Source organism: Pseudomonas fragariae (ex Marin et al. 2024), from assembly GCF_059621105.1.
Genome location: NZ_CM184369.1, coordinates 4,036,923 through 4,056,445, shown reverse-complemented (window position 1 = coordinate 4,056,445; position 19,523 = coordinate 4,036,923). Strand labels below are relative to the sequence as shown.

Genomic DNA, 19,523 nt, shown 5'->3' with positions numbered 1-19,523 from the left:
GTTTAAAGACCGAAAAGATCTTTGCTTATGCCTTGTGCTCTGTTTTTGTAAACAATTGATTGCCGCAGCGTGAGCAGAACGCCGCGCCATGCTCGTGAAGGTTTTTCGAGCACACCGGGCAGTCGTGTTTCAGCTGCTCGCCGCGCATGGCGTTGGCCAGCTCGGCGGTGAATATCCCGGTGGGCACGGCGATGATCGAGTAACCGGTAATCATCACCAGCGAGGAGAGCATCTGGCCGAGCGGAGTCTTGGGCACGATATCGCCAAAGCCCACCGTCGTCAGGGTCACGATGGCCCAGTAAATACCCTTGGGAATGCTGGTGAAACCATGCTCCGGACCTTCGATCACATACATCAGCGTGCCGAATACGGTGACCAGTGTCGACACCGTGACCAGAAACACGATGATCTTCTGCTTGCTGCCACGCAGCGCCGCCAGCAGGTAATTGGCCTGCCGCAGGTAGGTGCCGAGCTTGAGCACCCTGAAGATCCGCAGCATACGGATGATCCGCACGATCAGCAGGTATTGCGCATCGCTGTAATAGATCGACAGCACGCCCGGCACGATCGCCAGCAGGTCCACCAACCCGTAGAAACTGAAGGCGTACTTCAGCGGCCGTGGCGAGCAATAGAGGCGCAGCATGTATTCGATGGCAAACATCAGCGTGAAGCCCCATTCGATCCACGCGAAAAGCATCGCGTAATCACGATGAATACTCTCGATGCTGTCGATGATAGTGACCAGCAGACTGAGCAGAATCGCGACCAGCACCGCCTTGTCAAACATCCGCCCAGCAGGCGTATTGGCCTCGAAAATAACAATATGCAGCCGCTCGCGGCGGCTGAGAGAGCTGTCCATGGTACTTCCCGAATCAAAGATCGGGTGAGCCTAGGAGCATTGGGAGGTTGAGTGCAAGCACACAAGACTTGCGTGAGCGAGCCGGACGACGCTTCGCCTGCTCGCGAAGAGGTCGTTATAGCCCGCATAAAGGTGACCTGAGTCGAGCCCCCAATCCACCTGACAACGAAAAACCACCGTGTGACGCAGAGCGTCACGAACTGAATTCCCACGCTGGAGCGTAGGAACGATAATCCGGGTAGAGACTGATAAGGGGAGTAAACATGCAGTATGCAGGCGAAAACTTTTCTCTCAGGGCATTGGCGTTTAATGATGCCGGGTTGATCAGTCGTTATGAAAACACCCATCGCCAGCATCTGCAGCCTTGGGAACCGCTAAGGGACGATGACTATTTCATTCTCGAAAACGCCCGGTCAAGGGTCCAGCAGCAATGGGAAAGCATGCAGGTCGGCAGCGCGTTTTTTTTCCTTATCACCGCTCCGGACGGAGAATTGCTGGGACGCTGCAGCTACACCAACATCGTGAGAGGCGCTTTCCAGGCCTGCAACCTCGGCTTCTCACTGGCAGAAACCGCTCAGGGGCAGGGCTTGATGAAAAGGTCACTGGAGGTCACCAATCGCTACTGCTTCGAACACATGGGCCTGCATCGAATCATGGCCAACCACCTGCCACACAACCTGAAAAGTCAGCGACTTCTGCAGTCGCTTGGCTTCGAACAGGAAGGCTATGCCCGTGCCTACCTGAAAATTGCCGGCGTCTGGGAAGACCATGTCCTCAGGGCACTGATCAATCCGAACCACGCCTGATGGCGGGGCGAACGCCCATCCTATTTCTGCGCCACGTCATCCTTCTCCCAGCCGCCGCCGAGTGCCAGAAACAGATTGATCTGCCCCATGGCCACCTGCGTGTTGGCCTCCGCCATTTGCGCGCGCACGTCAGTGTAAGTGCGTGTGGCCTGCAGATCGGCGAGAAACGAAGCGCGTCCGGCCTGATAGAAGCGGTGCGTCTGGTCAGCCGCTTCCTTGGCGGATTGCTCGGCTTCTTTGAGGGCGTCGCGGCGGTCGAGCAGGGCGGTGTATTGCGCCAGACCGGTCTGGGTTTCACGGATGGCGTTGAGCACCACACCGTCAAAACGCGCCAGTGCCGCCTGCGCCGAGGCTTCGGCCTGATGGATGCGGGCGCGTGAGCCATTGGACGGGATGGTCCAGTTCAGCAGCGGCCCGAAGCCCCAGCGATTGGCCGCCGGCTTGCCAAGGTTCTCGATCAGGCCGGTGGTGCCAATGCTCGCGCCGATGCTGATGTCCGGATACAGTTCGCCGGTGGCAACACCGATCTCGGCAGTCGACATCGCCAGATGGCGTTCAGCCTGACGCACATCCGGGCGGCGTTTGAGCAGCGCTGCGCCGTCACCAACAGGCATGACCTGCGCAATCTGCGGCAGCTGGTTGCAGGTGCTTACCCCGGCGGGCAGTTGCTCGACAGGTTTGGCCAGCAGCATCGACAGGCGGAAGATTGCAGCCTGACGGCGCGCCTCGTAACGGGGCATTTCGGCGCGTAACGACTTGAACTGTGTCTGTGAACGAGTGACCTGCGTTTCATCGCCACGCCCGGCATCACGCAGGCGCTGGTTGAGGGACACACTCTGTTTTTGCAAGTCTAGCGATGCGCGGGCGATGTCGAGTTCTTCGTTGGCCGCACAAATCTGCGTGTAGGCGCGCACCACATCGGCGACCACCGTGATGCGTGCCGTATCCACCGCCGCCTGATTGGCATCGACATTGGCCTGCGCCGCTTCGATGCCACGCTGCAAGGTGCCGAACAGATCGAACTGGTATGAAGTGGTCAGACCCACATCGCCGACATTGGCCACCGGCACCTTGTCGGTCAGCAGAAACGCCTCGCCTGACTCCTGCACGCGCTGCGCGCCGATCTTCGCGCCGTTGGTAAAACCGCCAGCCGCCTCGGCTTCCGAGGTCTGATAGCGGGCACGCTGCAGGTTGGCCGCGGCAATGCGCAGGTCGGTATTGGACGCGATAGCCTGGCGCACCAGCTCATCCAGACGCGCATCCTGATACAGGCGCCACCAGTGCGCAGGCACCGGGGCCGAAACCGTGTTGACCGAGCGGCCAGCCAGTTCACCCTGCAGGTCCGGACGGTTGATCGCGCCGTCTTTGGGCACCTGGTAATCCGGGCCGACCATCTGGCAGGCTGACAGCACGGCGGTAAAGCCGAGAGCAGCCACGCGTAAAGCACGTTTCATCGGCTGCGCTCCTGGGTGTCGTCGATGATCGACACCGTCGCGGTACGCCCGGCAATCATGCGGAAGTCGGCAGGCACATCATCGAAGGCGATCCGCACCGGAATCCGCTGCGCCAGACGCACCCAGCTGAAGGCCGGATTGACGTTGGGCAGCAGGTTCGAGCCGCTGCTGCGGTCGCGGTCTTCGATACCGGCAACGATGCTCACCACATGGCCGGTCAGACGCGCGCTGTCGCCGATGACGCGGATGTCGACGCCCTGGCCGACATGAATCCCATCGAGCTTGGTTTCCTCGAAATAGCCATCGATGTGGAACGACGTCGAATCGACCACCGAAAGCACCGGGCGCCCGGCAGTGACGAACTCATGTTCGCGGGGCGCGCGGTCGTTGAGGTAGCCGTCCACCGGACTGCGGATCACCGAGCGATCCAGGTTCAACTGTGCGGCATCCACTGCAACCTTTGATTCGCCCAGCGCCGAAAGGGCCCGAGCTTCGCGTGACTGGCTTTCTTCCAGTTGCTCGCGGGCGACCAGATTGCCCAGACCACGGTTACGCTTGTTCTCGCGGCGCGCCTGTTCCCAGGTTTCCTGACGTTCGGCGACCGTCGCCTGCGCCTGGCGCAGTGCCAGACGGAAACGGTCCTGATCGATGGTGAACAGGATCTGGCCCTTGTGCACGGGCTGGTTGTCAGTGACTTCAACCTTCTGGATCAGTCCGGACACGTCCGGAGCGATCTGCACGACATCGGCGCGGATATGCCCGTCGCGCGTCCACGGCGCATACATGTAATACATCACCATGCGCCATACGACCACGGCGGCCAGGGTGACAACCAGCAGGGTCAGGACCACGCGGCCCAGTGTCAGTATCGGTTTTTTCATGTCATCAGGTATCGACTTAGAGTATCCACGGCGCCGAGCAACAAAGCGTATAGACCTACGTTGAACAAAGCCCGGTGCCAGACCAGACGGTAGAAGTGGGCACGCGACAGCACCGCGTGCACGACCAGAAACAGCAGATAGGCGATGCCCATCATCGCCAGGAACGTGGGGATGAAGATCCCGCTGATATCCAGATCACCGATCACAGGGGCGCTCCATCGATGTTATGCGGCAGTTGCTCGGTCAGTTCCCCGCCCACGGTGACGATCTCGACCCCCGGCAGCAGAGCCAGGCGCAGGCCACTCAGGGCATGCAGCAGGTGCAGCCGGGCCGGGTTGTCGCCCATCTCCTGATCGGTCAGTGAACGGCGTGCGCGGTCCATGGCCATCAGTAGGCCTCTGGGCGCGGGTAGCCGTTCACCGGCCTTGCGGCACAGTTTGAAATAGCCGCTGACTTCGTCGATCACCTGACGCAACAGCACCTGAGCCGCAGGCGTGGCACGGCGGGTGTAGGCCAGCAGGTCGAGCATGTTCAGCGCGACGCGCAGTTCACGCAGGGCAATCCCGGTGTCCTGGGCGGTGAGCGTCAGGCGCGGCAGTTGTTGCATCAGGCGGTCGAGCATTTGCACGCCCATGCGCCGATGCTCGGCCAGAGACGCGTTTTCACTGAGACTGGCGATGTCACGCCAGCTGAACCGGGTCAGGCGCTTGACCGCCAGTTCGACGCCGAACGGGCGGAACACCAGGGTCCAGATGAAGGCGAACAACAGTCCGACAGGACCCGCCAGGTTAGCGTTGAGGAAGTTCATGAAGTCCGCGTCATAAGCGCTCTGGATACTGATGAACGACGAGGTGTTGACGATGGTCAGCAGCGTGCCGAGAAAGAAGCGCGGCTGCACGGTCAGGGTGCCGACGCAAATGAACGGCACGGCAAAGGCCAGCACCAGCATCGGGAAGTCATGCAGGTTGGGCAGCACCACAAACAGGTACAGGCTGGCGAACACCACCGAGAGCAGGGTCCAGAAAAAGAACCGGTAGATTTGCGGAGCAGGGTCGTCCATGGCGGCGAAGAAGCTGCACGACACCGCCGCCAGTGCCACGGCACTTGCGCCGTCTTTCCAGCCGAGCAGAATCCACAACACCGACGCGGCGATGATCGCCAGTACTGTCGAGGTCACCGAATAGAGCATCAGACCGCGGTCGAGAAACGGGGTAAGCCGGCCCAGGCGCCAGTGGCGGTAGACCGCGCGCCACTGTGACTGGTCGTCGGTCTTGATCGCGTATTGCAGGGTTCGGCAATCCAGCCACAGGTCGATCCATTCGCCCAGCCTGAACAGCGTATTGGAGAGCAGCAGTTGATCGCGATCGTCCAGTTGCGCGGAGTCCGGTTGCAGGCTCTGCAGATCACGATGCAGCTGCTGCCATTGCTCCACCTGCGGCCCGTCGGCAGTGCTTTCGAGCCAGTCGCAAGTCTTGTGCAATAAGGGTCTGACGCTGGCCAGCAGCTCGGGTGTGCGTCGCTCCAGCGCCCACAGCGCGTCATCCAGCGCATCAATGACCGGCAAGAGGTGGATCATCCGGCCGCGCAGTTCATTGGCATTGCGCACGGTTTGCTTGCGGGCGCCTTCGTGGCTCAACTGGCCGATCATCATTTCCAGCGAGTTGAAGCTGCCGACCATCGAATTTCGCAGTGTGCCGATTTCTTCGGGCTGACAGGTGCGGCTGATAAAGCGCTGACTGTAAGTCGCGGCGTCACTGAACCACTTTTCCGTGGTGGCCTGAAACACCGGTGCCAGGCGTCTGGGCCAGAACATCGCACCCACGACAGCGGCGCAGATGATGCCGAGAAAAATCTCTTCGGTACGCGACACCGCGATGTCGAAAACAGCCTGCGGGTTGTCGACCACCGGCAGCGAAATCAGCGGCATGGTGTAGCCGGCCAGCATCAATGCGTAGCTGTTGGCGGTGCGCAAGTGCAGGGACAGAAACAACAGGGTGCCCGTCCACAGCCCGACCACGATGGCCAGCAACAAGGGCGTCTGCACGAACATGGGCACCAGCACCACCGATGCTGCGGCACCGGCCAGGGTTCCGGCGGCTCTGTACAGGGCCTTGGAGCTGGTCGGGCCGACGAAGGGGCTGGAGACGATGTACACCGTGGCCATTGCCCAGTAGGGGCGGGGCATTTCCATCAACAATGCGATGTACAGCGCCAGCATCGACGCGCCGAAGGTGCGTACACCGTAGAACCAGTCGCGTGCAGGTGGAACGCTGGAGAAAAATCCGTTCAAGCCTGGCCCCCGTGTTCGCGCTGCGCCGCATCGGCAAACGCCTGTAACACCCGTAACGTGGCTTCCAGGTCGGCAGGTTGCAGCCCTTGCAGCACTTCGGCGCGCAAGCGAGTCAGTTCGGCTTCGATCGAACAGGCCAGTTCGCGACCTTTGCGCGTCAGGCTCAAGGCCTTTGCGCGGCGGTCATTCGGGTCTTCAGTGCGGCAAACGATGTCAGCCTTGCACAGCTGATCAAGCAGACGCACCAGCGTCGGGCTTTCCATGCCGGCCGCCTGGGCGACTTTCACCTGATGTGCGCCATCGCCCAGACGTGCGATGGCCAGCAACGGACCTGCGCAGGCTTCGGAAATGCCATAGGTCACCAGCGTGTTCTGGCAGATGCGTCGCCATTGGCGAGACGCGGCCACCAGACCACTGCTGATTGTCCGATGCAAGGCTTCGACAGACATGGAAAAACACCAGGAATTTAGTTAGGAGCGATATTGTTAGCAGGGAGATAAATAGCTTGCTAACTAATATCTCGTAACAACTGCTTACAGTCAACCCGCAGCCGCCAGGCGGAGGTGGTTTCTTTTCTGCCCGTTAAGAGCGCGTTTCGAGGCGACGTGACGCTCTAAAAGGGCCGCCTTGGTCAGCTCCGGGCAATGGAAGTTCATTTATCCTGAAGATAACTGCTACCGTCTGTCGGGAATTTGCGGTTTTTTGCGCTGTATCGGCCTCGATACATTCAAAAAAATGACGCACTTCACAAAACACTTCTTCACGTGAATCAATGCTTGCAGCTTGAGAGTGGCACATGGCCGCATCGTAACAATTGATATCGTAGTAATGGCATTGGCCGATTTTAGACGGTTTGTTGACGCCAAAGCGTTGTCGAGTCTGTTTAAAAAATAAACGATTAAGCCGATAGTCTGGATGACCAAACGGGCCAGCACACCCGTTTCAGAGCCATTCAGTTGGTGCGCGATGCGCACCTTGCGAGCTACGCGATGATCGACCTTGCTACCTGGAATCTCTCCGTCCCCGTCGGAAGCCCCGCGACCATTATCGAAACCCCCAAGTTGGTAAAGGGCTATCGGGATGGCTACTTTCAGTCCGGGGATACGCTGTTTTTCTGGGCACCGGTAACGGGTTCAACCACCGAAAACGCCAAGTACCCGCGTTCCGAATTGCGCGAGACGACTTCGGACGGAAGGGTGTTCAACTGGGCCTACTCCAGTGCCGACAATTTTCTGCGCGCGACCCTGGAAGTCGATCAGGTGCCTTCCAGCGGCAAGATCGTGATCGGTCAGATCCACTGCTACCAGAGCACCGAACCGCTGCTGAAGGTGGAGTACCAGTACAAGGAGAAGCTGCAGACCGGCAATATCGTCGCCAAGTTTCGTCGTACGCCGGACTCGGAAATCGAGGTCATCAACATTGCGCAGGGTGTGCCGCTCAACAAGCAATTCAACTACACCATCAACCTGTCGCCGTCTGGCGATCTGACGGTCAATGCCTTTGACGCGGTCTGGTACGCCAAGCTGGATTCAGCCTGGGCCAGCAAACTGTTCTACTTCAAGGCAGGGGTCTATACCCAGGACAATACCGGCTACACCACGGAAGGCGGCTCGGCCACGTTCTACAAGCTGGCCATTGCCCACGAGAAAAAGAATTGATCCTTGCGCACTGCAGGCTTCAGGCCGCTGGGAATATCAGACTGAAGCAGATTCTGCCGACGGCGGGTTGAGCGACTTCGACCCGACCGCCGTGCAGTTGCATGATTGCCGTGACGATCGCCAGCCCCAGGCCGTTGGAATCCGAGCGCTCATGGCGTGAGGCGTCACCGCGATAGAAACGATCGAACAAGCGTGCGAGGGTGGCCTCCGGCAGCACCGGTCCCTGATTCTCCACATCGATCTTCCAGTGCCTGTCCACAGCCGTCACTCGCATCAGAATCTCGCTGTCTTCATCAGCGTAGCGAATCGCATTGGCGACCAGATTGCTCAATGCACGCCGCAGCAAAATCGGATCGGCCAGCAGCGTGCCTTGTCCGTGGGTGCTCAGGGTCAGGTTGCGTTCTTCGGCCAGCCCCTCGAAATAGCCGGCGACCCGTTGCAGTTCGTCATGCATATCCAGCGCCTGACGTTCCAGCGCGGCCTGGGCTTCGTCCGCCCGTGCCAGAAACAGAATGCTTTCCACCAGCCGCGAGATGCGTTCCAGCTCTTCCAGATTGGAGGCCAGCAGCGCCTGATATTCATCGGCGCTGCGGTTCTGGCGCAAGGCGACCTGACAATGGCCCATCAGTGAGCCGACCGGTGTGCGGATTTCATGGGCCAGATCGGCAGAAAACTGCATCAGGCGCCGGTAGCCATCGTCCAGACGGTCAAGCATGGCGTTGAAGGCATCGCTCAGTTGTTGCAGCTCGACGGGTGTATCGCGGCTGTCGAGGCGTTTGTGCAGGCTGGCCGGGGTGATGGCGGCAGCGTGGGCGGCCATTCTGCGCAGTGGACGCAAGCCGCGGCGCAGCAGCACATAACCCAGGGCTGCGGTGATCAGAAACGCCAGGGCCACAGCTATATAGATACGCTGACGGAAACTGGCGAGCATGGCCATTTCCTTGACCATCAGGTGCGCAGCCTGCAAGCGCACTTCGACACCGTTGGACATCACCTGGACGGCGGCAGCGCGCAACGGCACGCCTTGCAGGCTCATGCCGCTGCGCAGGTCATCGACCCGCAGCGGTTGGTCCTGCGCCACGGTCGGCAGCTCCGGCAGGGGCGCGTGCTGCGGATTGACCGAGATGACCGGTGACTTGCCCGGCTCGCCGATGATGAAGATGTCTTCTTCGCTGTCGAGCATGTTCTCGAACAGCTGCGGGCTGCCCTTGAGGTTGTCCATGGTCAGGTCATAGCGCAACAGCTTGCGAAAGTGGTCCAGCCGCGCGAGCACGGCATGGTCGCTGCGTTGCATCACTGTTTCTTCGATTGACTGATACAGGTACAGGGCGGCGCCGCTGACGGTGAGCATCGCCACCAGGGCAAAGGCCAGGGTCGAACGCAGGGTCAGGGAAGGCTGGCGTCGCATGGCCGCACCTCGCACACATAACCGATGCCACGCACGGTGTGGATGAGCTTGACCGGGTAGGGCAGGTCGACCTTGCTGCGCAGGCGCTTGATGGCGACGTCCACGACATTGGTGTCGCTGTCGAAATTCATGTCCCAGACTTCCGAGGCGATCTGTGCCCTGGACAGTACGTCGCCTTCGCGGCGCAATAACAGGTGCAGCAGAGCGAACTCCTTGTTGGTCAGCACGATGACCTGCTGCTGGCGCGTCACGCGGCGGCGCAGCAGGTCCAGTTCCAGGTCGGCCAGATGAAAGTGGTCCGCCTCGCGTACCACGCCGCGGCGCAGGATGGTGCGGATGCGCAGCAGCAGTTCGGTGAAGGAAAACGGCTTGACCAGATAATCGTCGGCACCCAGTTCCAGGCCGCGAATCCGGTCCTGCAACTGGTCGCGCGCGGTCAGAAACAGCACTGGCACGTCCTGCCTGGCGCGCAGGACTTCGATGATCTGCCAGCCGTCGATGCCTGGCAGCATCACGTCCAGCACGATGAGGTCATAGCGGTTTTCCAGCGCCAGATGCAGGCCGTCGGCACCGTGCTGCGTCCAGTCGACCACGTAGCCGGATTCGCCCAGTCCCTTCTTCAGGTATTCGCCGGTTTTGGTGTCATCTTCAATTAGCAGGATATGCATCGTTTTGTCCGCTACGCTTTTCCTGGCGCCCTTGTTGCGCCGATGCCGGAGTCTAACCAGTTGCCGACAGGGTGTCCGGCGAATGACAAAAATGTCATTGCCCGGTCATTCTACGGTGCCGGTAGCGGTGCAAGGATGGCTTTCAGATCTCACCTGCCAAGGAAGTACCGATGAAGACTGCACTCTCTACTACGTTCGGCCTGCTGTTGCTCAGTGCCGCTGTCATGACCCAGGCTGCCGACATGAAGGTGGTCAAACCCATGCGCGGGACCGTCGACAGCGTCAGCGCCGACACCCTCGACTTCACCACCCGTTCGGGTCAGCACGAAAGTATCAAGCTGACTGACAAGACCGGTATTCGTCTTGTGTCCGAAGCTGACTTCAAGCAAATCAAAGACGGCAGTTTTGTCGGTTCGGCAGCGAAACCGAAATCTGACGGCACGCTGGAAGCGCTGGAAGTGACCGTTTTTGAGGCGAGCCTCAAAGGCAGCGGCGAAGGTCACTATGGCTGGCAAAACGCGGATGGCAGCACCGGCACCATGACCAATGGCACCGTTGGCACATTGGCCGACACCAATGGCCGCACACTCATCGTCAAGTATGAAGGTGGCGAGAAGAAACTGGTGGTGCCGCAGGATGTGCCTGTCGCCTACGTCGAGCCAGGCAAGGTTGACCAGTTGACCAAAGGCGCGAAGGTCGTGGTATTCCCGGCTGACGACGGCAAGTCCGCTCGCGGTGTTGCCGTCGGCAAGGACGGTTTCACACCGCCGATGTAATCACCGCCAGGGCTATCAGGGGCACAAGGCTGCCCCTGATAGCCTCTTCCATGCCTGATCAGAGGGATCTCGACATGAAAACCCGCCCCATTCATCCGTGGCCGGTGCGCCTGACCCACTGGGTCAATGCCGTGGGCATGGTCTGTATGTTCATGAGCGGTTGGGCGATTTACAACGCATCACCACTGATGCCGTTCACCTTTCCCAAATTCCTGACACTCGGCGGCTGGCTGGGCGGTTCCATTGCCTGGCACTTCGCGGTGATGTGGCTGTTGGTCATCAACGGTCTGATTTATGTGCTGTATGGCGTGTTCAGCCGCCATTTCAAGCGCGATCTGCTGCCGGTACGGCCGTCCGAAGTGACGCGTGACATGAATGACGCGCTGCATTTTCGCCTGGTCCACGTCAAAGGCCGTTACAACGCCGTGCAACGACTGATGTATTGGCTGGTGCTGGCCATGGGCGTATTGGTGGTGCTGTCCGGCCTGGCCATCTGGAAGCCGGTGCAATTTCAAGGGCTGGTCAGTCTGCTGGGCGGATTCGATTTCGCCCGTTGGGTACATTTCGGGGCGATGACCGCCATCGGCGCGTTTGTCATCGTCCATCTGCTGCTGGTCGTGCTGGTGCCCAGTACCTTGCTGCCGATGATTACCGGCGGCCGCCAGCCGAACGAAGACGGAACTGCGCAATCATGAACGAACCACGTAAACGTACGACTCAGCGCATCATTCTGGAGCCTGCGCAGCAGCGTCAGCTGGTGGATATCCAGCGCCGCTCGTTTCTGCGCGCGGGGCTGACCGTGGGCGCGATGTCGATGCTCACGGGCTGCAACCTGCAGGATGGCGATCAGGTCGATAAGGTGCTGTGGGCCATGTCGCGCTGGAATGACCGGGTTCAGGCCTGGCTGTTCAACGGCCAGAAGCTGGCGCCGACCTATAGCAAGGCGCAGTTGACCAACCCGTTCCCGTTCAATGCGTTCTACCCTGAATACAACGTGCCGGAGCTGGATCTTGCCGATTACCAACTGGCGGTGTCGGGGCTGGTGCGCGACAAGCAGCCGTGGACGCTGGAGGCGCTGCGCAAACTGCCGCAACGCACGGATATCACGCGGTTGATCTGTATCGAGGGCTGGAGTGCGATAGGGCAGTGGGGCGGCGTGCCGCTGAAGACGTTCCTGGAGTATATCGGCGCTGACACGACGGCGCGTTTTGTCGGTTTCAAGTGCGCTGACCGCTATTACTCAAGTCTGGATATGCCTACTGCGCTGCATCCGCAGACCTTGTTGGCGCTGGATTTCGGTGAAGTGGCCCTGCCACCTGATTACGGTTACCCGTTGCGGGTGCGGGTGCCGACCAAGCTGGGCTTCAAGAATCCCAAGCACATCGTCGAGATTTTCGTCAGTAACGAGAATCCTGGCGGGTATTGGGAGGATCAGGGGTACAACTGGTTCAGCGGGATCTAGGAGCGGACGCAGAGCGTCCAGAAGGGCATGCGAGGCAGAGCGTCGCACGATGGCGGTAGTGAGATTATCGTTCCTCACGCTCCAGCGTGGGAATGCAGTTCGTGACGCTTTGACGCTCTGCGTCACATGGCGGTTTTTCTTTGTCAGGTGGATTGAAGTTCGGCTCAGGTCACCTTTTCGCCCCTCGGCGAGTTACTTTGATGAGGCCAAAGTAACCGAAGCCTTTCGCTCCTGTTTCCGGCCCGACTTCGTCGGGTTCCTTCGTCCTGACACTGATCCGGAGGTCGCCGCAACGCGCCATCCATGGCGCGGTGCGGCTAGCCTGGCGTCCTGCCAGGCTACCCCCGGATCAGCGCCAGGACTCAGCCGTCACTAACGTCGCACTCTGCGTCGTCAGTGCCATCGTGGTTGAAAAGCTTTTTAGAAGCGTAGCTGAGAGGCTGATGACTATCGTTCCTCACGCTCTGGTGTGACCCCCGAAGGTTGGATGCAACCTTTGGAGGCGTCATGGGTAAATATACAGAGCAGGCAAAACTCGCAGCCGTGAAAGAGTATTGTGCCGGCAAGGCAGGTTTGAGGGATGTTGCGCGTCGCCACGATGTGGACTTTTCCTGCCTTCGTCAGTGGGTCGCGGCTTATCAGATCCACGGCCCAGCCGCTCTTAAAGAGAAAAGGCGGCAGCGTTACAGTGACGAATTCAAGCTAGCTGTTTTGAAGCGCATGCATGATGAGCGATTATCACTGCGCCAGACAGCGGCCTTGTTCGATATCCGTCAGTTCGGCATCATCAATCTATGGCAGCGCCTTTTTGACGAAGGTGCTCTTAACGCATCCTCAAAGCCCCCTAAGAAAGTTGGACGCCCAAGAAAGATGACGACGCCCCTTCCCCCTGTGAACTCCGCTCCGATCAACGATGAATCGCGCTCGCGTGACGAGTTGCTTGCCGAGGTGAAGCAACTGCGGATGGAGGTCGATTATCTAAAAAAGCTCGATGCCTTGGTTCAGAAGAAGCAACGAATAGCGCAGCAGAAAAAGCGCAAATCGTGATGGAACTGAGGCCTTTACATTCTCTGGACGGCCTGCTGAAGTTTGCCGGTCTGGCACGCAGCACTTTTTACTATCAACAAAAGGTACTGCTGGCAGATGACAAATACGCCGGGCTGAAAGACCTGATTCAGGCAACTTTCTACGAGCACAAGGGCCGGTATGGCTATCGTCGCATCACGGCAGCTTTGCGCAGGGCGGGCCATCTTGTGAACCACAAGACGGTGCAGAAACTAATGGGGCAGCTAGGCCTGAAGAGCCTGATACGCGTGAAGAAATACCGTTCCTACAAAGGCGAAACAGGCAAGGCCGCGCCTAACCTGCTAAAGCGTGATTTCAAAGCGCAATACCTTAACCAGAAATGGGCCACCGACGTGACCGAATTCAAAGTAGGAGGCCAGAAACTCTATCTGTCGCCGATCATGGATCTGTACAGCGGCGAAATCATTTCCTATGCGATTGCCAGGCGCCCGCTGTACTCCATGGTCGACGAAATGCTTGAAGGAGCATTTAAGCGGCTTGGACCGCATGAAAAGCCGATTTTGCATTCCGACCAGGGCTGGCAATATCGGATGCCTATTTACCAGCGACTGCTCAATGAGAATTCGATCGCAGCCAGCATGTCGCGCAAGGGTAACTGCTACGACAACGCGGCTATTGAGAGCTTTTTTAGCACGCTGAAATCCGAATTTTTCTACCTGAACAAATTTAACGATCTGGATGAGCTTCAAGCGGGTATCGAAGAGTACATTGAGTATTACAATCACTCACGCATAAAACTGAAGCTTAACGGCCTGAGTCCTGTGGAATACAGAATGCAGGCCGCCAAGGCAGCGTAGGTGGATAATTGTCCAACCTTCGGGGGTCACACCACTCCGCGTGGGAATGCAGTTCGTGACGCTCTGCGTCACACTCAGGTGCAGTAACCACCGGGCAGGGCAAAGAGCCGCACCTTGGGCAGGCGCGGCGTTTCAGGTCAGTTCAGGCCCAGTTTGCCGCGCAGGGTCGAGAGGTCTTCTGCCAGGGTGTTGACCGGGCCGACCAGGGCTTTGCGATCGTTTTCTTTGACTTTGTCGTAGGTTTCAAAGCCACCGTCCTTGGTCTTGTACTTGGCGAGGATCTTGTCCACGGTGGCGAAGTTCTTGTCGACTTTACTGGAGAAGGCCTTGTCCTGCTGTTCGATCTGCGGGCGGAACAGGTCGACGATTTTTTTCGCGCCGTCGATGTTGCCCTGGAAGTCATACAGGTCGGTGTGGCTGTAACGGTCTTCTTCGCCGGAGATCTTGGTCGCTGCCACTTCTTCCAGCAGGGCGGCGGCGCCGCCGACGACTTTTTCAGGCGGGAAGGTCAGGTCGGCCACGCGCTTTTCCAGGTCCTTGACGTCGCTCAACAGCTTGTCGGCGATAGGGCCCTGATCCTTCGTGGTGTTCTGCGAGAACAGCGCATATTCCAGACGATGGAAGCCAGTGAAGTCTTCCGCCGCCACGCCTTGTTCATGGTCGTCGACGCGTGAGTCGATGGAGGCGTCCAGGTCACTGAACAGTTCGGCAATCGGTTCTACCGACTCGTAGTACACGCGGGTAGGGGCGTAGAGCTTTTTGGCTGTCGCGATGTCGCCTTTCTTCACGGCATCGGTGAATTTCTGGGTGTGGCTGACCAGCTCTTCAATGTTCTCGGTCACGTAGATCTTGTAGTCCGACACCGGGCCTACCAGATCCAGCGGCGCGGTGGCGGCAAAGGCCGCCAGTGGGGTCTGGAGCAGGCCAAGGGTCAGGAGCAAAGCCAGGGGCGTCTTTTTCATGAGTGTCTTCCGGGTCAGGAGTGGATAGGTCATGCGTTTTTAGTGGGCGCTACGGCCGCCAGCAGCGAGCGACCGATGAAATCCTGGTCGCCGGTTACCCCCGGCAGGGTGAAGAAATAGCCGCCACCGACCGGTTTGAGGTATTCCTCCAGCGGCTCGCCGTTAAGCCGGCTCTGTACCGTAATGAAGCCCTTTTCCAGATCGGCCTGGTAGCAGATGAACAGCAGGCCCATGTCCAGTTGCCCGTTCTTGTTCACCCCGTTGGAGTAATTGAACGGACGACGCAGGATCAGGTTGCGCTGGCTTTCGGCGGTACGCGGGTTGGCCAGGCGGATGTGCGAATCCAGCCGGGTTTTCTTGCCTTCCGGGTCTGCCGCGTAGTTGGGCACATCGCTCTCGACCTTGCCGTCCATGGGCGCGCCGGTGCTTTTGCTGCGACCGAAAATCGATTCCTGCTCCTGCAACGGCGTGCGGTCCCAACGCTCGACGAAGTTGCGGATGATGCGCACCGCCTGATAGCTGCCGTTGGCGGCCCAGGCCGGTTCGTCGCTGCCCGGCTGCACCCAGACCAGTTCGTTCATGGTCTTCTGGTTGTTGGAATCCGGGTTCGCCGAACCATCCCGGAAACCCAGGAAGTTGCGCGCACTTTCCGGCGGCTGACCGGGTTTCTTCGGTGCCTGGGGCGGCACGGTGCCTTCCTGTTTCCAGCGCACCAGCAGCAGATCGGGCAGGTTCTTGACGATGTCGCGCAGCGCATGGATGTTGCTGTCGGCGGTGTTGGCGCAGAACTGGATGCTCAGATCGCCGTGGCAACTGGCCGGATCCAGCGCATCGTTGGGGAAACCGGTCATCCGGCTCAGGCGTTTCGGCTTGATCGGGGCCAGGCCGAAACGCTCATCGAACAGCGACTCGCCCACCGACACGGTGATGGTCAGGTTGTCCGGGGTCACCACCGGGCCGAGAATGCCCGAGTCCGGAGGGGGCAGTTTCGGATCGATCTCCGGCACCGGGCCACCGGTCATCAGGAACGCGATGCGCTCGTTCAGCGTGCGAAACAGGCGTTCCAGGTCCTCACGGTCGGCGGCCAGAACATCGAACGCCACCAGCATGCCCGCGGCAGGGCGCGGGTTGACGATGCCGCTCTGATGCACGCCGTGAAACGCGTTGTGGTCCTGCGTTTTCTCGCTGTTTGGCGCTTCGGCGACTTGTGCAGGTGCTGCGGCAAGTACGTTGCCGCTCAGGCTGCTGCCAGCCAGCGCGGCCCCTGCAGCGCCAAGCCCCATCAGCACGCGGCGGCGTTGCAGGGAGGTCGGAGCGTTGCTTGTGTCTGGATTGCTGTCCGGGTTTTTCATGGTGATGTGCTGTGCTCCAGTAAATCAGAGGCCGGAGAGGCCGAGTGCCGGGTCGATACCATTGAGCGCGTCAGCCAGAGCGCCAGCCTTGGCGGCGATCTGCTGACGCTGCGTCGCGTCCACCTGATCGTACGGGCGCACGCCACCGTCGGCGCTGCTCAGCGCATCGAGCGTGGTGTCCAGATCGGCCATGGCCGCGTCGATCTTCTGCAACAGATCGCCCGCACTGCGGGCCAGCAACGGACGCAGCAGGTCGACGATCTTGCGGGTGCCGTCCAGGTTGGCAGCAAAGCCGTTGAGGTCGCTGTGGCTGTAGCGTTCCTCTTCGCCGTTGCTGCGTACCTCAGCCAGGCTGCGCAGGGTGCGGGTGGCGATGGCCGCCAATTGCTCGGGCGCCAGCGATTGCGCCAGCAACTGTTGCTTGAGCTGGGTGACATCGGTTTGCAGACGCTGCACCACCGGCGTCAGGCCCTCGACGCTGTGTTGCTCGAACAGGCCGTATTCAATGCGATGGAAACCGCTGAAGCCGGGGTCCTGTTCACGTTTCTCGTAGTAGTCGGCGCGGGCGTTGATTGCATTGTCCAGTTCGGCGAGACGCTGTGCAGCCGGTGCAATGCGCTGGTAGGCGGCGCGGGCGGGCAGGTAGGCCGCCTGGGCGGCGCTCAGGTCGCCGGCATCAATGGCCTGTTGCAGGGCGGTGACTGCCTTGATCAGCGCCGAACTCTGCAGGCTCAGGTACACGCGGTACTCGGAGAGCGGCCCGATGAAGGCGGTCATGGACGGACGCGCCTTGGCCTTGGCGTCGGACTCTGCCGTCGGCGTGACGTGCAAGGTGCCGCGCGGATTGCTCAGCAGACCGCAGGTAATCGTGTAATCGCCGGGTGCCAGGTTGGCATTGATCACTTGGCTCAGGCCCGGCGCGATGTTTTCCCGCTCTTCGATCACCAGCACGCCATCGAGAATTTCCCATTCGACGGCGCGCTCGGAGCGGTTGACGATGCGGAAGGCGTTGTTGCCCGCCGCGACCGTCAAGGCGTTCGGTTCGCAGTTGTGCGCGTGGATATTGACCACGGTTTCAGTTCCGGCATTGGCTGCGCGCTTTTTCGCGGCGACCTGCGAGGCGTAGTAGAACAGCCCGCCTGCGGCGATCATGAGGATCACTGAGCCGGCGACTGCCAATCGCAGGACACGGGGCGGCCGGGCTTTCCCGGAAGGCCCTGAGGGACGGTTAGACATGGAGGCCCTTATTCGTTCGTAACAGAAGAGGTGTTTGGCTGCATGACCTTGCCAGTCGTCGGGGTATGCGGCTTGAAGAACAGCAGCAGCGCCCCGATCAGGTAAATCAGGTAGGCACTCAGAGTGCTGACCGTCGGCGCGTCCTGGTAACCGAACATGCCTGCCAGCACCGAACCGGCAGGGCCGTCCATCGGCAACCGTGCACTGATGTCGAAGACCACTTCCTGCAGGTGATTCCAGACCCCGGCTTCATGCAGTGCCTGAACGGAGTTGGCGAGAATGCCCGCCGCCACTACCAGAATGAACAGCCCGGTCCAGCGGAAAAACAGGCTCAGGTTGAGACGCATGCTGCCGCTGTAGATGGCCACGCCGAAACCGACCGCCAGCAACAGACCGAGCAGGGCGCCCAACGGCGCGCCGGAGCCTTCGCTCTGCTGGAACACAGCGAGCAGAAAGAATACGGTTTCCAGCCCTTCGCGGGCCACGGCGAAAAACACCATGGCGATCAGCGCGTAGGTCTGGTTTTTCGAGCCGGTGAGGGCTGCGTCCAGCGATTCGTGCAGCGCGTGTTTGATCGACCGTGCCACCTTGCGCATCCAGAACACCATGGAACTGAGAATGCCAACGGCGATCAGGCCGACGATGCTTTCGAACAGTTCCTGCTGCTTCTGCGGAAACTCGGCGCTCATCAACTCAAGCCCGCCACCGACGAACAGCGACAGCGCGACAGCCAGAAATACGCCGATCCACACCGCAGGCATCCACTCGCCGCGGCCGGTCTGCTTCAGGTAACTGGCGATAATGCCAACGATAAGTGCGGCTTCGATGCCTTCGCGCAGCATGATCAAAAAGGGAACGAGCATATCTCACCGGGTCAAAGCTGTAGGGTGAATGTGTCTCGACGAGCCATCGGCCGGAAACACTGCGTAACATAATGATACTCATTCTTGAATGCGTGTAGTTGTTTTTTATCGGGATTGCGTTTTTGGCAGGTCGTTCAGGTCAGGTTCAGCTAATCGCTCACGGTGTTTTGAACGTTCCGCGGCCTTCGACAATCAGCGATCATTTTCAACCCCCCTGTAAACCCTGGTTGCCGCTCTCATCTGGAAATCATCATGTCATCAGAATCAGACAGCACCGACCGCGAGCATGCCGAGGCGGTCGCGGCGCTCAGGTCTTTAGACCCGCAATGGCAGTCGCTGATCGACCTGGTCGGCCCTTGTCTGCATCCGGTCAGCGCAGCGCAGGACCCGTTTCAGGCGCTGGTCAAGGCCGTTGCCTATCAGCAATTGCATGCCAGGGCGGGCGATGCGATGGTCCTGAGATTGCGCTCCCTCTTTCCAGAGGTCAGCTTTCCGAGCGCCCCGGCACTGGTCGAGCTGGATGATCAGGCACTGCGTTCCTGTGGCTTCTCGGCGTCCAAATGCCGGGCGATCAAGGCGATTGCCGCTGCGCGGTTGGACGGTCTGGTGCCTGAGGTCAGTGCTGCGCTGGCGATGGGCAACGAGGCGCTGGTCGAACGCCTGATCCAGTTGCCGGGCGTGGGGCGCTGGACCGTGGAGATGATGCTCATCTATGGGCTCGGTCAGCTGGATGTGATGCCAGCCAGCGACTTCGGCGTGTGCGAAGGATACCGGCGACTGTATGCTCTGCAACTCAAACCGTCGCACCGGCAAATGGCCCGGCTTGCCGAACGCTTCGCGCCTTACCGAACCATTGCTGCCTGGTATCTGTGGCGAGTACCGGTCGATTTCAGCGAACTCGGCTCATCTCGAATTTGAAAGCAAGACTCGGAGTGCCCAGTGGCTCCGACAGGCGCAGGCTTATC

At 59.9% G+C, this 19,523-nt stretch carries 19 protein-coding genes; 7 read left to right on the top strand and 12 right to left on the bottom strand.

All coding sequences use genetic code 11. The annotated features are described in order from the left end of the window. Positions 1 to 25: 25 nt before the first annotated feature. Positions 26 to 859, bottom strand: a complete 834-nt coding sequence (locus AC54XV_RS17390) for an ion transporter (RefSeq protein WP_004408189.1) — start codon at positions 857 to 859, stop codon at positions 26 to 28. Positions 860 to 1,122: 263 nt separating this feature from the next. Here AC54XV_RS17390 and AC54XV_RS17385 point away from each other — a divergent pair, with 263 nt between their 5' ends. Further along, positions 1,123 to 1,665 carry a GNAT family N-acetyltransferase gene (locus tag AC54XV_RS17385; RefSeq protein ID WP_024652369.1) on the top strand — a complete coding sequence of 181 codons (543 nt, stop codon included), beginning with the start codon at positions 1,123 to 1,125 and terminating at the stop codon, positions 1,663 to 1,665. Positions 1,666 to 1,685: 20 nt separating this feature from the next. Here the strand turns inward: AC54XV_RS17385 and AC54XV_RS17380 are convergent, their stop codons facing one another. Genes AC54XV_RS17380 through AC54XV_RS17360 form a run of 5 tightly spaced genes read right to left on the bottom strand, consistent with a single transcriptional unit; the run spans position 1,686 to position 6,739 of the window. Then, positions 1,686 to 3,119 carry an efflux transporter outer membrane subunit gene (locus tag AC54XV_RS17380; protein ID WP_004407388.1) on the bottom strand — a complete coding sequence of 478 codons (1,434 nt, stop codon included), beginning with the start codon at positions 3,117 to 3,119 and terminating at the stop codon, positions 1,686 to 1,688. Then, on the bottom strand, positions 3,116 to 4,000 hold the full coding sequence (locus tag AC54XV_RS17375; protein ID WP_024641167.1) for an efflux RND transporter periplasmic adaptor subunit: 885 nt from the start codon (positions 3,998 to 4,000) through the stop codon (positions 3,116 to 3,118). The genes AC54XV_RS17380 and AC54XV_RS17375 overlap by 4 nt, the downstream gene beginning before the upstream one ends. Then, the gene (locus AC54XV_RS17370) at positions 3,997 to 4,206 is read right to left on the bottom strand and encodes a DUF1656 domain-containing protein (RefSeq protein ID WP_003315925.1); all 210 of its coding nucleotides are present in this window, start codon (positions 4,204 to 4,206) and stop codon (positions 3,997 to 3,999) included. The genes AC54XV_RS17375 and AC54XV_RS17370 overlap by 4 nt, the downstream gene beginning before the upstream one ends. Next, positions 4,203 to 6,290, bottom strand: a complete 2,088-nt coding sequence (locus tag AC54XV_RS17365; RefSeq protein WP_004407383.1) for an FUSC family protein — start codon at positions 6,288 to 6,290, stop codon at positions 4,203 to 4,205. The genes AC54XV_RS17370 and AC54XV_RS17365 overlap by 4 nt, the downstream gene beginning before the upstream one ends. Then, positions 6,287 to 6,739: a MarR family winged helix-turn-helix transcriptional regulator gene (locus AC54XV_RS17360; protein WP_004407381.1), complete on the bottom strand. Its 453-nt coding sequence runs from the start codon at positions 6,737 to 6,739 to the stop codon at positions 6,287 to 6,289. The genes AC54XV_RS17365 and AC54XV_RS17360 overlap by 4 nt, the downstream gene beginning before the upstream one ends. A 540-nt stretch (positions 6,740 to 7,279) precedes the next feature. On the opposite strand from AC54XV_RS17360, the gene AC54XV_RS17355 reads away from it, so the two are divergent. Further along, the gene (locus AC54XV_RS17355; RefSeq protein WP_011268396.1) at positions 7,280 to 7,948 is read left to right on the top strand and encodes a polysaccharide lyase family 7 protein; all 669 of its coding nucleotides are present in this window, start codon (positions 7,280 to 7,282) and stop codon (positions 7,946 to 7,948) included. Between the two features lie 19 nt (positions 7,949 to 7,967). On the opposite strand, the gene AC54XV_RS17350 is transcribed toward AC54XV_RS17355, so the two are convergent. After that, the gene (locus tag AC54XV_RS17350; protein WP_024652368.1) at positions 7,968 to 9,356 is read right to left on the bottom strand and encodes a heavy metal sensor histidine kinase; all 1,389 of its coding nucleotides are present in this window, start codon (positions 9,354 to 9,356) and stop codon (positions 7,968 to 7,970) included. Further along, positions 9,335 to 10,024 (bottom strand): heavy metal response regulator transcription factor, encoded by a 690-nt coding sequence (locus AC54XV_RS17345; protein WP_004407375.1) that lies wholly within the window; start codon positions 10,022 to 10,024, stop codon positions 9,335 to 9,337. Before AC54XV_RS17345 ends, AC54XV_RS17350 begins: the two co-directional genes overlap by 22 nt. Positions 10,025 to 10,194: 170 nt before the next feature. Here AC54XV_RS17345 and AC54XV_RS17340 point away from each other — a divergent pair, with 170 nt between their 5' ends. The 4 genes from AC54XV_RS17340 to AC54XV_RS17325 all read left to right on the top strand — a co-directional run bounded on the left by AC54XV_RS17340 (position 10,195) and on the right by AC54XV_RS17325 (position 14,145). Continuing rightward, positions 10,195 to 10,800, top strand: coding sequence for a hypothetical protein (locus AC54XV_RS17340; protein ID WP_011268394.1), 606 nt, complete (start codon positions 10,195 to 10,197; stop codon positions 10,798 to 10,800). A 74-nt stretch (positions 10,801 to 10,874) separates the two neighbouring features. Then, positions 10,875 to 11,495: a cytochrome b/b6 domain-containing protein gene (locus AC54XV_RS17335; protein WP_011268393.1), complete on the top strand. Its 621-nt coding sequence runs from the start codon at positions 10,875 to 10,877 to the stop codon at positions 11,493 to 11,495. Further along, complete coding sequence (locus tag AC54XV_RS17330; protein WP_004407366.1) at positions 11,492 to 12,262, top strand: molybdopterin-dependent oxidoreductase; 771 nt, start codon at positions 11,492 to 11,494, stop codon at positions 12,260 to 12,262. Before AC54XV_RS17335 ends, AC54XV_RS17330 begins: the two co-directional genes overlap by 4 nt. A 507-nt stretch (positions 12,263 to 12,769) precedes the next feature. Beyond that, positions 12,770 to 14,145, top strand: a protein-coding gene (locus AC54XV_RS17325; RefSeq protein ID WP_085990149.1) for an IS3-like element ISPsy9 family transposase whose coding sequence is annotated in 2 segments (ribosomal slippage) — positions 12,770 to 13,241 and positions 13,241 to 14,145 — 1,377 coding nt in all. Because the reading frame shifts where the segments join, the coding sequence is not laid out codon by codon here. Between the two features lie 137 nt (positions 14,146 to 14,282). Here the strand turns inward: AC54XV_RS17325 and efeO (AC54XV_RS17320) are convergent. The 4 genes from efeO (AC54XV_RS17320) to efeU are packed head-to-tail and all read right to left on the bottom strand — an operon-like array spanning position 14,283 to position 18,558. After that, positions 14,283 to 15,107: an iron uptake system protein EfeO gene (efeO, locus tag AC54XV_RS17320; RefSeq protein ID WP_003403826.1), complete on the bottom strand. Its 825-nt coding sequence runs from the start codon at positions 15,105 to 15,107 to the stop codon at positions 14,283 to 14,285. 29 nt (positions 15,108 to 15,136) lie between these two features. Next, positions 15,137 to 16,459, bottom strand: a complete 1,323-nt coding sequence (gene efeB / locus AC54XV_RS17315) for an iron uptake transporter deferrochelatase/peroxidase subunit (protein ID WP_024651408.1) — start codon at positions 16,457 to 16,459, stop codon at positions 15,137 to 15,139. Between the two features lie 24 nt (positions 16,460 to 16,483). Continuing rightward, positions 16,484 to 17,695, bottom strand: coding sequence for an iron uptake system protein EfeO (efeO, locus tag AC54XV_RS17310; RefSeq protein ID WP_024661104.1), 1,212 nt, complete (start codon positions 17,693 to 17,695; stop codon positions 16,484 to 16,486). A gap of 8 nt (positions 17,696 to 17,703) precedes the next feature. Beyond that, positions 17,704 to 18,558: an iron uptake transporter permease EfeU gene (efeU, locus tag AC54XV_RS17305; protein ID WP_024651406.1), complete on the bottom strand. Its 855-nt coding sequence runs from the start codon at positions 18,556 to 18,558 to the stop codon at positions 17,704 to 17,706. 252 nt (positions 18,559 to 18,810) lie between these two features. On the opposite strand from efeU, the gene AC54XV_RS17300 reads away from it, so the two are divergent. Then, a complete protein-coding gene (locus AC54XV_RS17300) occupies positions 18,811 to 19,476 on the top strand; it encodes a DNA-3-methyladenine glycosylase family protein (RefSeq protein ID WP_024651405.1) in 666 nt (221 codons plus the stop codon). The last annotated feature ends 47 nt before the right edge of the window (positions 19,477 to 19,523 follow it).

Bases quoted from the DNA above. Each gene is read 5' to 3' on its own strand.
- AC54XV_RS17390 (WP_004408189.1), bottom strand. From the start codon at position 859: ATGGACAGCTCTCTCAGCCGCCGCGAGCGGCTGCATATTGTTATTTTC.
- AC54XV_RS17385 (WP_024652369.1), top strand. From the start codon at position 1,123: ATGCAGTATGCAGGCGAAAACTTTTCTCTCAGGGCATTGGCGTTTAAT.
- AC54XV_RS17380 (WP_004407388.1), bottom strand. From the start codon at position 3,119: ATGAAACGTGCTTTACGCGTGGCTGCTCTCGGCTTTACCGCCGTGCTG.
- AC54XV_RS17375 (WP_024641167.1), bottom strand. From the start codon at position 4,000: ATGAAAAAACCGATACTGACACTGGGCCGCGTGGTCCTGACCCTGCTG.
- AC54XV_RS17360 (WP_004407381.1), bottom strand. From the start codon at position 6,739: ATGTCTGTCGAAGCCTTGCATCGGACAATCAGCAGTGGTCTGGTGGCC.
- AC54XV_RS17355 (WP_011268396.1), top strand. From the start codon at position 7,280: ATGATCGACCTTGCTACCTGGAATCTCTCCGTCCCCGTCGGAAGCCCC.
- AC54XV_RS17350 (WP_024652368.1), bottom strand. From the start codon at position 9,356: ATGCGACGCCAGCCTTCCCTGACCCTGCGTTCGACCCTGGCCTTTGCC.
- AC54XV_RS17345 (WP_004407375.1), bottom strand. From the start codon at position 10,024: ATGCATATCCTGCTAATTGAAGATGACACCAAAACCGGCGAATACCTG.
- AC54XV_RS17340 (WP_011268394.1), top strand. From the start codon at position 10,195: ATGAAGACTGCACTCTCTACTACGTTCGGCCTGCTGTTGCTCAGTGCC.
- AC54XV_RS17335 (WP_011268393.1), top strand. From the start codon at position 10,875: ATGAAAACCCGCCCCATTCATCCGTGGCCGGTGCGCCTGACCCACTGG.
- AC54XV_RS17330 (WP_004407366.1), top strand. From the start codon at position 11,492: ATGAACGAACCACGTAAACGTACGACTCAGCGCATCATTCTGGAGCCT.
- efeO (WP_003403826.1), bottom strand. From the start codon at position 15,107: ATGAAAAAGACGCCCCTGGCTTTGCTCCTGACCCTTGGCCTGCTCCAG.
- efeB (WP_024651408.1), bottom strand. From the start codon at position 16,459: ATGAAAAACCCGGACAGCAATCCAGACACAAGCAACGCTCCGACCTCC.
- efeO (WP_024661104.1), bottom strand. From the start codon at position 17,695: ATGTCTAACCGTCCCTCAGGGCCTTCCGGGAAAGCCCGGCCGCCCCGT.
- efeU (WP_024651406.1), bottom strand. From the start codon at position 18,558: ATGCTCGTTCCCTTTTTGATCATGCTGCGCGAAGGCATCGAAGCCGCA.
- AC54XV_RS17300 (WP_024651405.1), top strand. From the start codon at position 18,811: ATGTCATCAGAATCAGACAGCACCGACCGCGAGCATGCCGAGGCGGTC.